This window comes from Bartonella sp. ML70XJBT (assembly GCF_028618425.1).
In the GTDB taxonomy this organism is placed as follows: domain Bacteria; phylum Pseudomonadota; class Alphaproteobacteria; order Rhizobiales; family Rhizobiaceae; genus Bartonella.
The window spans coordinates 146015-163976 of sequence record NZ_JAQISX010000001.1; the positions used below are offsets into that span (position 1 = coordinate 146015).

General features: G+C 38.6%; 7 protein-coding genes, 1 tRNA gene and 1 pseudogene. 6 read left to right on the forward strand and 3 right to left on the reverse strand.

Annotated features, from left to right (window positions below; all coding sequences use genetic code 11):
• Window positions 1-220: 220 nt before the first annotated feature.
• A pseudogene (locus PVV65_RS00575) lies at window positions 221-433 on the reverse strand (GNAT family N-acetyltransferase); the annotation flags it as partial.
• A gap of 518 nt (window positions 434-951) precedes the next feature.
• Between PVV65_RS00575 and PVV65_RS00580 the strand changes: the two are divergent.
• Window positions 952-1542 (forward strand): hypothetical protein, encoded by a 591-nt coding sequence (locus PVV65_RS00580; RefSeq protein ID WP_273788820.1) that lies wholly within the window; start codon window positions 952-954, stop codon window positions 1540-1542.
• A gap of 1334 nt (window positions 1543-2876) precedes the next feature.
• Here PVV65_RS00580 and PVV65_RS00585 read toward each other — a convergent pair.
• Both PVV65_RS00585 and PVV65_RS00590 read right to left on the reverse strand, forming a co-directional pair.
• Window positions 2877-2952: transfer RNA gene (locus tag PVV65_RS00585), tRNA-Ala, on the reverse strand.
• 117 nt (window positions 2953-3069) lie between these two features.
• Window positions 3070-3450 (reverse strand): TIGR02300 family protein, encoded by a 381-nt coding sequence (locus tag PVV65_RS00590; RefSeq protein ID WP_273788821.1) that lies wholly within the window; start codon window positions 3448-3450, stop codon window positions 3070-3072.
• 187 nt (window positions 3451-3637) lie between these two features.
• Here PVV65_RS00590 and aroA point away from each other — a divergent pair, with 187 nt between their 5' ends.
• The 5 genes from aroA (at window position 3638) to pncB (ending at window position 17675) form a co-directional block, all read left to right on the forward strand.
• On the forward strand, window positions 3638-4966 hold the full coding sequence (aroA, locus tag PVV65_RS00595) for a 3-phosphoshikimate 1-carboxyvinyltransferase (RefSeq protein WP_273788822.1): 1329 nt from the start codon (window positions 3638-3640) through the stop codon (window positions 4964-4966).
• Window positions 4963-5610 carry a (d)CMP kinase gene (gene cmk, locus PVV65_RS00600; RefSeq protein ID WP_273788823.1) on the forward strand — a complete coding sequence of 216 codons (648 nt, stop codon included), beginning with the start codon at window positions 4963-4965 and terminating at the stop codon, window positions 5608-5610. Before aroA ends, cmk begins: the two co-directional genes overlap by 4 nt.
• Window positions 5611-5742: 132 nt before the next feature.
• Complete coding sequence (gene rpsA, locus PVV65_RS00605; RefSeq protein ID WP_273753890.1) at window positions 5743-7443, forward strand: 30S ribosomal protein S1; 1701 nt, start codon at window positions 5743-5745, stop codon at window positions 7441-7443.
• A 234-nt stretch (window positions 7444-7677) separates the two neighbouring features.
• Window positions 7678-16254, forward strand: a complete 8577-nt coding sequence (locus tag PVV65_RS00610) for a GH36-type glycosyl hydrolase domain-containing protein (protein WP_273788824.1) — start codon at window positions 7678-7680, stop codon at window positions 16252-16254.
• A gap of 116 nt (window positions 16255-16370) precedes the next feature.
• Complete coding sequence (pncB, locus tag PVV65_RS00615) at window positions 16371-17675, forward strand: nicotinate phosphoribosyltransferase (RefSeq protein WP_273788825.1); 1305 nt, start codon at window positions 16371-16373, stop codon at window positions 17673-17675.
• The last annotated feature ends 287 nt before the right edge of the window (window positions 17676-17962 follow it).

The following is a 17962-nucleotide window of genomic DNA, read 5'->3' on the forward strand; positions in this document are numbered from 1 at the left end:
GCAAGTATTATTCCACGCTTAGAACTTTTAATGCAAAAAAATTCAAATAGAGACACATATTATCCTTTTTAATGACTCAAAAAGCAAAAGTTTTTATATCTCGTTCTCTATAGATAGAAGTGTTTTCTCGTCTTCGTGTAATTGACCAGTTACTCTAAAACCTAATTTTTTATAAAAGGAAAGGCCTTTGATATTTTTGTTGTTCACTTTAAGATGAATCCTACCTGTATCTTATTACCGCTATGACTTGTTCAAGTAGTTTTTTGTCGATTCCTAAACGCTGATAGGATGGCAACACATAAGGCCTTGCTAAATAGGCTTTATCCTTATCAGAACAATCAAAAGATATATGGCCAGCAATTTTATCCACCCATCTTTCTATCAAAAACAAGGTACCATATTTTTTGATCTGATCACTTATAGCTTCAACATTATGCCATTTATCTGTTTGAGCTGTAACAACTTCTGCATCAAGTACCGCACCATAAGTATCATGCTAAGTTTTAACCAGAAGGCGGCTGACTTCTGACGCGTCAGACAACAAAGTTTGGGTAATTGCAACTTCCATAAACACTCTCCACGAAGATTAATCTATCTTATTGTTTGTTTTAAAAATAGAACCTATTAAGTCCTTCAAGCTTTTAAATTCGTGAATTTATTTCAAAAGAATATAACGCGTTAGATACAGACCACTTATTCCCCCCCCTCACACTCTTCATTCCACAGCGACAAGTTCAGTACTTGGCGTCCGCACCACACCGTTTGTCGCCGACATCTCACACTTAAACGATAACATCTTTTCAGTCGCAAACATTGCATTTTGTTGATGAAAAATAAAGTAAAGTAAGGCAAGTTTTTATATCACAAGACAGATCATCGCCTTTATTGATTGGTAATATTTTTTTAGTATCCCTATCTTGTTTTATTTCTTAAACGAAAGGAATAGGGAATATGCAACACCTTTTGTTTTTAGGAGCACTGGTGTTTTTGCTAGGAGGGTGTGCAACAACCACTCCCATCCACACAAACAATGCTTGCACTATTCTAGCACAAAAAAATGGTTTTTTTGATAATTGGGGTAGGGCATCTCAAAGAGCAGAAATGCGTTATGGGATTCCTATGCCGATTATTCTTGCAACCATTAATATGGAGTCGGGCTTTCGTCACAATGCACGTCCTCCACGTAAAAAACTACTTGGTTTTATTCCATGGAAGCGTCGATCGACAGCTTATGGCTATTCTCAAGCGCTTGACAGTACATGGACAATGTATCTTCGCTCTACGGGTAGATCTTTTGCATGGCGTACCAATTTTGCAGATGCTGCTGATTTTGTTGCTTGGTATCATCGCCAAAGTGTTCAACGCAATGGGGTGAGGTTTGATGATGCCTATAGCCTTTATTTGAATTATCATATGGGGCATGGTGCTTATGCACGGAGTAGAGGAGGGTATGTTAATGCCGGGCTTTCACAGGCAGCACAGCGTATGGCAAGGATGTCTAAGCTCTATGAAAATCAATTGAAGAGATGTGGATGGCGTTAAGGGAAGATTTTTAAAAATCTCAATTAGGGAATTGATGGGATCAAATTGTTCAAGAGTAAAATTTCTTATGGCGCGATAAGGCAGTATCTTTTTTCCGATTATTAAAGAAAAAAAATCGTTATTTTTTTAAATAAATTCAAGCGACAGAAAGTTTTTGTAAGACATAATCTATTTGAATGTACTCTTGATATTTTTGTCCCCCTTAAAAAGGTATATTTATTCAAAAAATTTACAAAGGATACTATCATCCATTGAATGCTGGCATTTAGCTCTAGGAAAAATACCTGAGAGTGTTGAAAGAAACTTTTAGATTTCATTATGCGCATTATTGGCTGATTATGACATGAATAGTTATTTGTTAAGCGTATAAAAGAGCAATTAAAACAAATGTAATTCAAGCATCATAAAAAAAGGTGGAACATTCAATATAAAAAATGAGAAATGTATTAAATCAAAGAGTATTGCTTCATAAAAACATTGCTTCGTATAAAGATATAGTTACAGTCTCCCAAAAGACTAATAGTCTTTAGTATTGTATGAAATGAAGTCTGTTCATATTAATTAAAAAGTTATTTTGTTGTACGACTCTATTGTGTTTAAGGGGGAAGCTATATACCGCTTTCATATAATGAATATTCAAGGCAAGATTTTTCTTTAGTATGAAGTAACATTGGGAGCTAGAAAAATGTGTGATAGCGTTACAACTCAACCTTACTTATGATGCACCAAGGAAATGATTTTCATTGATTTAATATGTGAGGGCTTATGATAAGAAAAGCATACTCTGTTCGGAATTATTATTTAACAGAGTAGATAATTTAATTATGATAAATCAATATGGCTTTTAGGCTTTAATATATCTCAGGAATGAGCTGGTGAACATTATTCAAGTGGGGATTTTTTAAAATTGGTAGGTCATTTGATAAGGCTAAAAACACTGGAAAAAAGTTTTAATTCGCGATGATCGAGAAGAATATCCTGTTCCAGAGCTTTTATCTAAGTAGCTTACATCTGTTAACAAGATATCCATAATCGATGTATTATGATTTTGCAAAAATTTTGTAGCGGAAGGGGAGTTAAAATTTTGTTTTTTTAAAACAATGTGTAAGATAAATAACACACATTTTTATTTTTATGCAAAGCATAAAAAACGTCACTTACTTTCCATTCTTATGACAGTAAAATTTCACAATCCAACAAATGATCACAAGTATATTACAGTGCGGAAAGGAGCGTGCACTAATGGATTAATAGTTACAGCGCATATAATCTTTTTAAATTGATTACACGTTCTTTACTATAAATTGATTCCTTAAGAGAAGAGCTGGTCTTTTTGGTGGAGCTAAGCGGGATCGAACCGCTGACCTCTTGCATGCCATGCAAGCGCTCTCCCAGCTGAGCTATAGCCCCTACAAAAACAAATTTCTCCAAAAGAACAATATATAATTTCGACTTTTTTAAAACGAGAAAAATTGAAGATCAAGAAGAATTTGCATTCAATGAAAAAGATGCCTTCTTTTGCTTCTTTTAAGCATCGTCATCATTAGAAACGCCGCTTCCAAGAATATCGGTAACGTCATCCTCCTCCTCATCATCCTCGTGAGATAAAAATGTATCGTCGTCATCCCCGAGATCGACATCACTATCTTCCAGATCGGGAAGATCGTCATCTTTAGAACCGTCATCATCCTCTTCAAGAAGCATAAAAGCAGACTTTTCAAGTGCTGTATCAAGCTCTTCAGTATCCACTTCTTCTTCGTTGTTTGCTTCAGCAGCCGCAACCTCAAAATAAGAACGCGGATAAGAAATTCCTGTATAAGGTGATACAATAGGGTCGCGATTTAGATCGTAAAATTTTTTTCCTGTTTCTGGATCAACACGTTTCGTTCCAAGTTCCTGTTTTGCCATAAACCGTGCCTCTTTTGATTAACTCTATTCCATTAAAAGATAAATTTTATGGTGCTTAATCGAAAAATAATGCCTTTGTCAAAGACAAATATACTGTTCCACGTAGATTTTTTCATGACGCCCTTTAAAGCATGTGCTAAAGGATGCATAATTTCATACAAGTTAGATAGAATTAAATAGAATTTCCATGCAAAAAGCAATCCCTATAACCGCCTATAAATCGAGTAGTCTCTCTGGAAAAATTAAAATACCAGGAGATAAATCAATCTCCCACCGCTCTCTTATATTGGGAGGGTTAGCAAATGGTGAAACATATATCCATGGATTACTTGAAAGCGCTGATGTACTCAACACAGCTGCTGCTATGCAGGCTATGGGCGCCTATATGATTAAGAAAGACCACCTCTGGATCATACGAGGAACAGGGAATGGTTGTCTCTTAGCCGCACAAAAACCTTTAGACTTTGGAAACTCTGGAACAGGTGCTCGCCTGATTATGGGAATGGTTGGTGCCTATCATATGAAAACAACTTTTATGGGTGATGCTTCTCTCTCTAAACGCCCCATGGGACGTATCCTCGATCCACTGCGTCTTATGGGTGTGGACATTGAGGCAACACACGGCGATCATCTTCCTTTAACGCTTTATGGTCCCAAAATAGCTAATCCGATTCGCTATCGTGTGCCCATAGCTTCCTCTCAAGTTAAATCAGCGGTTCTCCTTGCTGGACTCAATACCGCTGGCATTACAACTGTTATTGAACCGGTTCTTACACGCGATCATACGGAAAAAATGTTAAAAGCATTCGGTGCTAAACTTGAAATAGAAAGAGATAAAGAAGGTGCGCGTTTGATTCATCTTAATGGTTACCCCCATCTTACTGGACAAACGATTCATGTTCCAGGAGATCCTTCTTCTGCTGCTTTTCCACTTGTCGCAGCCCTTCTTGTAGAAGATTCTGATATTACCATTGAAAATGTTTTGATAAACAATTCTCGAATAGGACTTATCGAAACATTATGGGAAATGGGTGCTCAAATTGAACTTTTGAACCAACGCCAAACAGGTGGAGAGGATGTTGCTGATCTACGGATCAAATCATCGATCCTTAAAGGTGTTACTGTACCTAACGAACGTGCTCCATCGATGATTGACGAATATCCCGCTTTGGCGGTAGCAGCAGCCTTTGCTGAAGGCAAAACAGTGATGCTAGGAATTGAAGAATTGCGCGTTAAAGAATCAGATCGGCTCTCTGCTGTTGCTCAAGGATTAAAAATCAATCATGTAGAATGTGAAGAAGGGAAAGATTTCCTCATTGTTCATGGAAAAGGCTCTGCCAAAGGTTTAGGTGGTGGATATGTTACCACTCATCTTGATCACCGAATTGCTATGTGCTTTCTGATCTTTGGACTCGCATCAGAAAAACCTGTTACCATCGATGATAAACGAATGATCGCTACTAGTTTTCCAGAATTTATTTCTTTCATAAAACAACTTGGGGGGAAAATCGCTTGAAACCTTTTGTGATCGCAATTGATGGTCCAGCAGCTTCAGGAAAAGGAACATTAGCACGCAAAATTGCTACGCATTATCATCTTCACCATCTCGATACCGGGCTTACTTATCGTGGTGTTGCCTACGCACTTTTACAACAAAAATTGCCTCTCAATGATGAAAAAAGTGCTCTTGTTTGTGCCAAAGAGCTTGATTTTAACACTTTAAATCCAGTCCTTCTTTCTTCTCATGAACTTGGTGAGGCTGCCTCAAAAATAGCGATTAACCCTGCTGTACGCAACATTCTTGTCGAAAAACAACGTGGTTTTGCTAAAATTTTACCTGGAAGTGTGCTTGATGGTCGCGATATTGGTACTGTTGTCTGCCCCGATGCCGATATTAAATTTTATGTTTTAGCGGATGTTCAAATACGTGCCAAACGTCGCTATCAAGAAATTTTAGAAAAGGGGGGGCAAGCAAATTATCGTGAAATTCTTAGCGATCTTGAACAGCGAGACAGTCGTGATATAATGCGCAAACAAAGCCCACTGCGACCAGCAAAAAACACCCACTTGCTTGATACGTCAGAATTGAGTATAGAAGCAACATTTGCAATTGCATGCGCTTTTATTGATCCAATCATAAAAATGCATATAATTGGATAAAGTTGTAAAGGTGGTTTCCAGCCTAGCGCTAATTTTTCTCCTTTATTCAAGGGAAAAGGCTAAGGAGTCGCCTATGTTAACACTAACCTAGCGCTCATACCTTACAAGGTAAGGTATATATTAGGAGTTCTTATGTCACAATACAATCCCACAACAGCGGATTTTGAAGCCCTTTTAACAGAATCTTTTCAAACCAATGATCTTAATGAAGGATCTGTTGTTAAAGGTCGTGTTATTGCAATCGAAAAAGACATGGCCATTATTGATGCTGGACTTAAAGTCGAAGGACGCATTCCTCTCAAAGAATTTGGAGCTAAAGCAAAAGATGGTTCTTTGCAAGTTGGCGATGAAGTTGAAGTTTACATTGAACGCATTGAAAATGCAATGGGCGAAGCTGTTTTATCGCGTGAAAAAGCACGTCGCGAAGAAAGTTGGGTCCGTTTAGAGGAAAAATTTAATGCTGGTGCACGCGTTGAGGGTGTTATTTTTAGTCAAGTAAAAGGTGGTTTTACAGTCGATCTTGATGGTGCTGTTGCTTTTTTACCGCGCAGCCAAGTTGATATTCGTCCCATTCGTGATGTTTCACCTCTCATGCATAATGCACAATCTTTTGAAATTTTAAAGATGGATCGTCGTCGTGGCAATATTGTGGTCTCACGTCGTACTGTCTTAGAAGAAAGCCGTGCTGAGCAACGTTCAGAAATTGTACAAAATCTTGAAGAAAATCAAATTGTTGAAGGTGTAGTAAAAAATATCACAGATTATGGTGCCTTTGTTGATCTTGGTGGGATTGATGGTCTCTTACACGTTACAGATATGGCATGGCGGCGTGTGAACCACCCATCTGAAGTGCTTACAATTGGTCAAACGATTAAAGTTCAGATTATTCGCATTAATCAAGATACGCATCGTATTTCTCTTGGAATGAAACAGCTTGAAAGTGATCCTTGGGAAAGTATCAGTCTACGCTATCCGATTGGTAAAAAAATCACCGGTGCTGTTACCAACATTACTGATTATGGTGGTTTTGTTGAAATAGAGCCAGGAATCGAAGGATTGATCCATGTCTCTGAAATGAGTTGGACAAAGAAAAACGTTCACCCTGGAAAAATTCTGTCTACTTCACAAGAAGTAGAGGTGGTTGTTCTTGAAATTGATCCTTCTAAACGGCGTATTTCTCTTGGCTTAAAGCAAACATTTGAAAATCCATGGGAAGCTTTTGCCAATAAATTTCCTGTCAATTCACAAATTGAGGGAGAGGTTAAAAATAAAACAGAATTTGGTCTCTTCATTGGGCTTGAAGGCGATGTTGATGGTATGGTTCATCTCTCTGATCTGGATTGGAACCGTCCTGGTGAACAAGTTATTGATACTTACAATAAAGGGGATATCGTTAAAGCTGTGGTTTTGGATGTTGACATTGAAAAAGAGCGTATCTCTCTTGGAATTAAGCAACTTTCTAGTGATAAAGTTGGAGAAGCGGCTGCTTCTGGCGAATTGCGAAAAGGGGCCGTTGTAACCTGTGAAGTGATTGCTGTTAACGACAATGGCATTGATGTGAAATTTATTGACCACAACCTTGAGACAACCATTCGGCGTGCTGATCTTGCACGTGATCGTGATGAACAACGTCCTGAGCGTTTTGCAATTGGACAAAAGGTTGATGCACGCATCACAGCATTTGATAAAAAAACACGTAAAATTTCAGTATCTATAAAAGCACTAGAAATTGCAGAAGAAAAAGAAGCTGTTGCCCAATATGGTTCTACAGACTCAGGCGCTTCTCTTGGCGATATTCTCGGTGCTGCTTTGAAAAAACAAGAACAAGATTAATCATCAATCATTAAAATTAATGGTATTATTAAGGTCACTCATTTTAGGAGTGACCTTTTTATTTTCTAAAGAAATTATTTCCTTAATTTTTAATTATTGCATTAAAAATTATTATAATTACTTGCAAATAAAAAAAACAAAAAGTTTGTTTTTTGTCTATCAACGGTTCACTATTTAGATAAAATGCTTACATTTTAAATAATAAGCAATGTAATTGAATAATAATGGGACATTATGGCGTACACAATACCTTTCATAAAGTACTTTTTTTCTCAAAAGAAGGAAAAAGACCATTTTATTAATACGGCTCTTCCTCTTCGTGCAATTTATAAATCACAGGATGAACTTTATACCCTAGGGCATGATATAGCTTCTGGCAAAGAAATTTTGCTCCCTGAATATAAAGGAGAAAATAATTTTCACAAAAGGTTGGATGAAAATGCTAAACTTATTCTCCGTGTCTTTCACACCTGTTATATTGCTGCTCGAAACGATGAAACCATGGCGCCATCTGCTCAATGGCTGCTTGATAATCATTATACCATTGACAAAACAATACAACAACTCCGTCGTAATTTATCTAAGTCTTTCATTAAACAACTTCCTCTTTATAAACAAAGGGCAGACATACCACGTATCTTTGCTTTAGCTTGGCTTTATATTGCCCATACGGACAGCATATTTTCACAAAAAACACTCACGGCTATGATCAATGGATTTCAAGAAGTTGATGCTCTCAAAATTGGTGAATTATGGGCTCTTCCTTCTGTTATACAGATGTTGCTCATTGAAAATGTCCGTCGTCTTGCACTGCGTATTGAACAAACACGCACTATGCGTCAGCTTGCTTATAAAGTTGCTGATAAAATTTTCCTCACTGATAATGAAACAAAATTACATATTCTTTTTACGCGTTATGCACCATTCACTGTTGATTCAAGTTTTTCAGCTTATTTATTCTATCGTCTGCGCAGTGCATCTATCGATTCAACAACAGCATTAAATTGGCTTGAACAGCAATTACAAAACCAAAGTAGCAGCCTAGAAACCGTCACAACTGATGAACATATGCGCCAAGCAACAGATGGTGTCACCATGGGCAATATTATCCGTGCCCTTAAAGCATTTGGTGACGTTGATTGGACAGCATGGTTTGAAACTGTTAGTTCTGTAGACTCTATTTTGCATGAAAATAGTGATTTTTCTAAAATTGATGCTCATTCACGCAATATTTATCGACAAGTAATTGAAAAAATTGCTCGCTTTTCACCCCTTAGTGAATGGGAAGTTGCACGAAAAGCGATAGAAATAGCACGTTCTTCTTCTGAAAATACACCTCTGCACTCCTCTGTTGGGTGGTACCTTATCGGTGATGGGCAGCATAGTTTTGAAAAAGCATGTGGCTATACTCCACCTTTGCTTATAAAATGGGCACGGTTTTTCTGCTCTTCAAAGATACGCATTATTACTATTCCTGTCTCTTTTCTCACGCTTATCCTTTTGCTTACAATCTACGCTCTCTTACAGACATCTGAAACACTCTGGATATCTCTTCTTTTCACTGCCTTAGCGCTGTTTCCTGCTATGGATGCTGCTTTTGCTTTTTTCAACACTGTTGTTTCATGGATTATTCCCTCAAAACAACTTATTGGTTATGAATATAAAAAGGGGATTCCGGAACATGCACGCACAATGGTTGTTGTGCCTACTTTAATCACCTCACGTGATTATATTGATGAGCAAGTGCGCAATCTTGAAGTGCATTACCTTTCCAATCCCAAAGGCGCCATCCATTTTGCACTTCTCACAGATTGGGTAGATTCTCCCTTAGAGCAAACACAAGATGATCTTGAATTGCTGTATTACGCACAAAAGAGTATCGATAAACTTAATTGTCGTTATCATCGTGATGATATCCCTCTTTTTTTCCTTTTACACCGTCGACGCCTTTATAATACCAGCGAAAAATGCTGGATGGGATGGGAGCGAAAGCGTGGTAAACTTCACGAACTCAATCTGTTATTAAGAGGTGATAAAAACACTAGCTTTTATCCCCCTAACCCACATCTTCCCATGGATTGCCGTTTTGTTATGACGCTGGACGCAGATACACGCCTAACCCCTGAATGTGTCACAAAACTTGTTGGAAAACTGAACCATCCGCTCAACTGTCATACTTTTGATCCGCTCCATGAAAAGATTATAAAAGGTTATAGCATTTTACAACCCCGTATTACGCCATCTCTTACCACAGGAAAAGAAACATCCATTTTGCAACGGGTTTTTTCTACCAATCGCGGTATTGACCCTTATGTTTTTGCTGTTTCCGATACCTATCAAGATCTTTTAGGAGAAGGAACTTTTATCGGCAAAGGCCTTTATAATCTTGATGCCTTTCAACAAGCACTTGATGGCAAAATTAAAGAAAATACTGTTCTTAGTCATGACCTTTTAGAAGGAGGATATGCACGTACTGCATTGGTGAGTGATGTAGAAGTCATTGAGGATTATCCAATAGCTTATAATGTTGATGTTGCGCGTTATCACCGTTGGGTTCGCGGAGATTGGCAACTCTTGCCTTATCTCTTTTTCCCTCGTCAAATTAGCTCTACGACACGTTGGAAAATGCAAGATAATCTGCGCCGTTCTCTCACACCACTTATGTGGCTCATTGCTGCCTTTGCTGGATGGTCTCTTTTGCCATTAAAGAGTGCAATTATTTGGCAAACATTCTTGCTCTTTAGTCTCTTCATTGCACCAATTTTAAGTATCTTACAAACGCTTGTTCCATCCAATATTGATGATTCTTTACGTGGGTATTTTCAATTAATCTTCAATAAAACGACCCTGACAGGCGCAAATATATTTCTTAAAATGACATTTCTTGCTCATGCAGCTTATTTTATGACTGATGCAATTATCCGCACACTTTATCGCATAACGATTTCAAAACAGTACTTGCTTGAATGGAAAACCTCGGCTGCAACAAAATCTATTCCCAATAGTCTGAACTTCTATATCTTTACAATGTGGTCAGCAACGCTTATGGGGCTTCTTGCTATAGCACTTCCTTTCTTTTCCCATAATTTTGCAAGCTTTATTGCCTTACCGTTTGGTCTGTCATGGTTTTTTTCACCCTTAATTGCATGGATTGTGAGTCAACCTTCAACATTTCAAGATACTCTTCATAGTTCTTTTGAAGATAAAAAAACGCTACGCTCTATTGCACGACGGACATGGCTTTATTATGCAACCTTTGTCAATGCGCAAAGCAATTATTTGCCCCCCGATAATTTTCAAGAAGATCCTGAACCTCTGATTGCACAACGCACATCTCCTACCAATATTGGGCTTTATCTTCTTTCTGTTATTGCTGCGCGTGACTTTGGCTGGATTAGTTGTAAAGAAACCATTACCCGCATTGAAAGTACATTAAGCTCTCTTGCAAAAATGGAAAAATTTCGTGGGCATCTTTATAACTGGTATGAAACGGATACTCTCAAACCTCTTTTACCCACTTATGTATCAACTGTTGATTCAGGAAATCTTGCTGGCCATTTACTGACCCTTGCTTCAGCCTTAAGAAAATGGGCTGAAAAACCTTATATTTTTATTCAAAGTGATCTGGACGGCTTGCGTGATGTTCATGCTCTTTTGGAAGAAACTGTCAAAGAAATTCCGGATAATCAACCTATTTTACATTCCTTACGTCAAAAAATCGAAAAGCACATCACCAATTTTGATCATTGTATGAGTACTGTCGTAGAAACACCAAACACCATCATTTCTCAGCTTACCAAGCTATCACTTATCGCTCGTGATCTTATCCACTTAATAGATGAACTTCATCAAAAAGTTCAAACGACAAAATCCTCTCAAACACTTTCTTGGGCAAAATGTCTTTTAGAAACCTGTGAAGCTCACCACCATGACGCTACTAGCGGCTACGACAGAGACAAATTATCGCAAAAATTAACTAGTTTGGCTGTAGAAGCGCGGCAAATTGCCTTCGATATGAAATTTGACTTTTTAGAACAAGCTGAACGGCATCTTTTGTCTATTGGGTATCGTGTTCAAGAAAATAAACTCGATGAAAATTGTTATGATTTACTCGCCTCAGAAGCGCGCCTTGCAAGTCTTTTTGCTATCGCAAAAGGCGATATAAAAGTGAAGCATTGGTTTCATCTTGGTCGACTCCTCGTCCCCATTGGTTGGAAAGGTGCATTGTTATCATGGTCTGGCTCCATGTTCGAATATCTCATGCCATCCCTTATTATGCACGAACCTTTGGGATCTCTCCTCGATCAAACCAATCGACTGATCATTCATCATCAAATACAATATGCCTATAAACGTGGAGTACCTTGGGGCATTTCAGAAGCGGCATTTAACGCTCGTGATCAGTTAATGAATTACCAATATGCTCATTTTGGTGTTCCAAGCCTCGGTCTCCAACGTGGTCTCTCACGCAATACCGTTATTGCTCCCTATGCTAGTCTTTTAGCAGCACAATATGTCCCTGACCAAACCGTGACCAATTTAAAACATCTCCGTAATCTTGGAGCTTTAGGAACATATGGTTATTACGATTCTCTTGATTTTACCCCTTCACGCGTGAAAACAGGCGAAAAATACGCTGTGGTACGCAATTATTATGCGCATCATCATGGCATGTCTATTCTTGCTATCGACAATGTTATTTTTCAAGGGCGGATGCGTGATCGCTTTCACCGTGACCCAATCGTTGAAGCAATCCAATTTTTATTACAGGAAAGAGCACCACATCAAATTCCCATCATTCATAGCAAAGTTATTCATCGCATGCGTAACAATTATCAAGAATTCAACGATGCTCCTTTGCGTATTATCAAGAACCCGCTGCTTAAACCACGTGAAACTTTGCTCTTGTCCAATGGTTCCTATTCTACAATATTGACAGCCAACGGTTCTGGTTACAGCCGTTGGCATGATTATGCGATTACGCGCTTTATTCCCGATGCAACAGAAGATCAACAAGGGATTTTGTTCTTTCTCCGTGATATAGAGAATGGTCGTTGGTGGTCTGTAACTGGTGAGCCAACACGTGTTGTCGGAGAAGAAACAGTCTGCATTTTTACAGATGAAAAAGCTGAATATACAAAAATGGTTGATGGTATCAAATCAACACTTGAATGTCTTATTACATCTGAAGGGTGCGGTGAAGGTAGACGTCTTCAACTTATTAATACAACAAACAAAGAGCGTATCATTGAAGTGACCTCTTATGGTGAACTTGCTCTCGCAACAATAGATGTAGACCAAGCTCATCCTGCTTTTTCGCGATTGTTTATAGAAACAGAAATTGCTAAGGGAAGAAGAACAATTTTTGCTAAAAGGCGCAAACGCTCTCCCAATGACCCTGAAATCCACATTGCCCATTTTGTTACTGGTGATAATATCCAAGAAACAGAAGCTGAAACGGACCGCTTGCTGTTTATTGGTCGAGGACGATCTATTCATCGACCTGCTGCATTTGACAACAATACGCATTTTCGCAACAGTCAAGGTTGTGTGCTTGATCCCATTATCTCACTGCGATGCCGTGTAAAAATTCCAGCACACGAAAAAATTGAACTCATTTTTTGGACTTTTGCTGCTCATGCAAAAGAAACACTGCACAATTATATTAAACATTATCAGCAACCAAATATATTCCAGCAAGAATTTTCAATGGCATGGACACGCTCACAAGTCTCGCTCTATCAAAGTGGTATCGATCTGAAAGAAGCTATTACCTATCAAAAATATGCAACACCACTTATCTATCTCGATCGAACATGGCGTCTTTCTCCAAAAAACTTAGCAAAAAATCTTGGTAAACAATCTGATCTTTGGCCAATGTCACTTTCAGGAGACATTCCGCTCTGTCTTCTCAGATTAGATAATGAGGGAGATATCACTGTTCTACGTGAACTTCTTAAAGCACATGAATATTGGCGTATGCGTGGACTTATTGTTGATCTTGTCATTCTTAATGAACAGGCATTTTCCTACATACAAAATACACAACATGCTATTGAATGGGTATGCGAATCCTATCGCCATCACATTCATGATACAGATGAACGCCAACATATTTTCACACTTCGGCGTGATCAAATGAATGAACAGAGTTTTAAAACCCTTCTTGCCTCAGCACGCGTCATTCTTGATGCGCAAAATGGATCTTTGTCTGAACAACTTAAACACCTTGACAATAATGACTTTGATCTCACCATCCATAAGAGCCATCAAGAATCCTATTATCAATTAAACGACCCAAAACATAATCAAGAACGACAAAGTATAATATCAACGGAGCAAAGCCTTTTTGCTTCTCTTGGTCTTATCGGTCAACAAAAAACTTCACCTCTCCCCATTGAGGGAAATGACCTAAAATATTGGAATGGTTATGGTGGATTTAATCATCATAATCATTATGTAATACGTTTTCATGGGCATACCACCACACCACAACCATGGATTAACATCATTGCTCATAAAAACTTTGGCTTCCATGTCTCTGCTGAAGGAGCACTCTTTACTTGGGCAAATAATAGCCGTGATTATCAACTAACCCCTTGGAGTAATGATCCCATTTCTAACCGTCCAGGAGAAGCACTTTATCTTGTAGACCGCCTTTCTTTAAAACGGTTCTCACCCGTTTCTGCCGTTGAATGTGATGAAAATGTTATCTATGAGGCTTGCCACGGTTTTGGATTTTCAACCTTTAAATCCACACATACAGAGATCGCCTTAGAGCTCACCCATATACTCTATCCAGAAAAAACTGTACGTCTTTCACGACTTACCCTTAAAAATAGTGGGAAAAAAACACGCAGTTTACGCCTTTATAATTATGTTGAATGGGTTTTGGGTAATGTCCGTACAAAATATGCACCTTTCATACTCCCCTGTTATGATCCTATACGTGGTGCACATTTTATCCAAAATCCCTACCACATCGACAAATCGCAACAAGTGGCATTTTTGTCTGCTTCCCAAATACCAACAAGTACGACTACTGATCGCACTGAATTTATCGGTCTAACGGGAACAGTGACACATCCTCACGCGATCCGTAACGCAGATGCTCTTTCAAATACAGTTGAAGCAGGCTGTGATCCTTGTTCAGCATTTTCCTATGATATTGATCTTCACCCAGGGCAAACAAAAGAAATCATTTTCTATCTTGGCAGTGCTGAAAATAGGCAAGAAGCGGAAAATTTACTAGACAACGTGCGTGCAAGCGATTTTGAAATTCTGCTCACACAACAAAAACAGCAATGGGATGATTTTGTTTCCCCATTCCAAGTTAAAACACCTGACCCCTCTTTTGATCTTATGGTCAATCATTGGCTTCCTTATCAAATTTACGCTTGCCGTATGATGGCACGCGCTGCCTTTTATCAAGCAAGTGGTGCATTTGGCTTTCGCGACCAGTTACAAGACAGCTTGTCCTTATTATTATTGAATCCAAAACTGGCGCGTGAACAATTGTTAAACGCCGCAGCACATCAATTTCTCGAAGGCGATGTACAACATTGGTGGTTGCCTGATACAAATGCCGGTGTTCGCACGCGTATTTCTGATGATATTGTGTGGCTTGCTTATGGCACAGCGCTTTATGTCAACACCACTGGTGATAGCATATTTCTTGATACCCCTATTGCTTTTATTGAAGGAGATACTCTCAACAATGAACAACAAGACGCTTATTTTAAGCCCATACAATCCTTAAAGGTCGCCACAATTTATGAACATTGTGCTTTGGCTTTAGATCTTGCTATCAAACGCTGTGGACCACATGGACTTCCTCTTATTTTAGGCGGAGATTGGAATGATGGCATGAATTTGGTAGGTATTAAAGGAAAAGGTGAAAGCACGTGGTTGGGATGGTTTCTTGGTACCACACTACAAACATTTATCCCCCTTGCCAAAAAACAGAGTGACAACACCCGTGTTGCAAAATGGAGTGCATATCTTGAACGTTTAACAAAATCCTTAGAAGAAAACGGTTGGGATGGTGCTTGGTATCGACGTGGTTATTTTGATGATGGCACACCTCTTGGCTCTCAAATAAATGATGAATGTAAAATTGATACCATTGCTCAATCTTGGGCTGTTATTTCGCAAATGGCATCGCTTGAGCGACAAAAACAAGCAATGGCATCAATGCTTGAACAGCTGTATGATGAAAAAAGCGGTCTTATACGTCTTTTCTGGCCACCTTTTGATAAAACAACTCTCGAACCCGGCTATATTAAAGGTTATCCTCCAGGTATTCGAGAAAATGGTGGTCAATATACGCATGGTGCTATTTGGAGTATTTTGGCGCTTGCGCAAATGGGTGAAAGCGATAAAGCTTATGCTTTATTTTCTGCGATTAACCCGATTACTCATGGACAAAATCCTGAAATTTATCGTGTTGAACCTTATGTCATGGCCGCAGATATTTACGCCATTGAACCATATCGTGGGCAAGGTGGTTGGACATGGTATACAGGTTCGGCAGGCTGGTTCTACCGGGCCGCAACACAAGCCATTCTTGGAATTAATCGTCAAGATGATCAATTATTCTTAGATCCACATTTACCTTCTTCATGGTCTGAATATGAAGCAAAAATGAAATTTCATGATGCTGTCTATACCATTACCGTAAAATGGGGAGTTGAAAATATGCTTTGTGTTGATAATAAAAAATATACTCATACTCAAGCAGAAATAAAATTGGAAAAAACAGGAAAACATGAAATCATATGCGTTCTTAAATCCTCAAAACAGAAAAGATAAAAAGCTTTTTTATTCTTGCTCAAGACCTTAGAGTTGTTATAGTTTTTCTCTTTTCTATATGTATTCTGTTGGAGCACAATCATTTTATATTCTACGAGACTGAAAGAACGAGGGTTATGAATCATCCAGATATTGCAAGGCGTGTTTACAACCATACTTGGAAACTTGATCCTATTATTCGTTCATTGCTCGATACGGATTTTTATAAGCTTCTTATGGTACAGATGATCTGGGGGCTTTATCCTCATGTCAATGTTACCTTCTCTCTCATCAATCGCAGCAAAACAATACGTCTTGCCGATGATATTGATGAGGGTGAGCTGCGTGCCCAACTTGATCACGCCTTGAGCTTGCGCTTTACGAAAAAAGAAATGATTTGGCTTGCTGGTAATACATTTTATGGGCGTAAACAAATTTTCGAACCAGATTTTCTTCATTGGCTTGAAAACTTTCAACTCCCAGAATATGAACTTACCCGCAAAGATGGCCAATATATCCTTCATTTTCACGGTCCGTGGGCTCATAGCTCCATGTGGGAAATCCCCGCTCTTGCTATTATCAGTGAATTGCGTTCACGTGCCGCTATGAAAAACCTCGATCGTTTTGCTCTCGATGTACTTTATGCACGCGCCAAAGCAAAAATGTGGAGTAAAGTTGAACGCCTAAAAAAATTACCTGATATTAAAATATCTGATTTTGGTACAAGGCGTCGTCATTCTTTTTTATGGCAACGCTGGTGTGTTGAAGCATTAAAAGAGGGAATTGGTAATTCCTTTACCGGAACTTCCAATGTCCTTCTGGCTATGGATACAGATTTAGAAGCACTTGGAACTAATGCCCATGAATTGCCCATGGTTATTGCTGCTCTTGCCAACAATGATGATGATTTACGCAGAGCACCCTATCAAGTCTTACAAGATTGGAACCGTTATTACGGTGGAAATCTTCTCATTGTTTTGCCTGATACCTTTGGTACAGAAGCATTTTTATGCGATGCCCCAGATTGGGTAGCAGATTGGACAGGTTTTAGACCGGATAGTGCACCTCCTATTGAAGGTGGAGAACGTATTATTCAATGGTGGAAAGAAAAAGGGAAAGATCCACGCGAAAAACTCTTAATTTTTTCTGATGCACTTGATGTCGATACAATTGAAAAAACCTATCACCATTTCCAGGGAAAAGTGCGCATGAGTTTTGGATGGGGTACTGATCTTACCAATGACTTTACAGGCTGTGCTCCTCAAGAAATCGCAACCCTTGATGCTCTTTCCCTTGTTTGTAAGGTAACCCATGCCAATGGTCGACTAGCTGTAAAACTTTCAGATAATCCTGAAAAAACGATTGGTGATTCAAAAGAAGTACAACGTTATCTCAATTTTTTTGGTGATAAAAAGCGCTTTTCTGGACCTATAAAGATGTAGTTTTCGGCTCTTAAACGGATATATTGATTCATCATATTGTTTATAAAGCTAATCTTTTTCCTACCCTGAGAAAAAGGGCTCTTAACCCTTTGAAGGTTTGTAAATCGTTTGGCTTTTTGTTAAGCAGATTCCACTTGGCTTTTCACAAAGGTGTTTTACTTGTACAAGGCGCAATAAGAAAAACTTAAAAATATGCACGATGCACTTAATTTAATCTGCCAAGGAAGTTTAGCGAAAGAAGCTTACATGCTTTACAAAATAAAGCCTCTTAATGAATATAATTTATC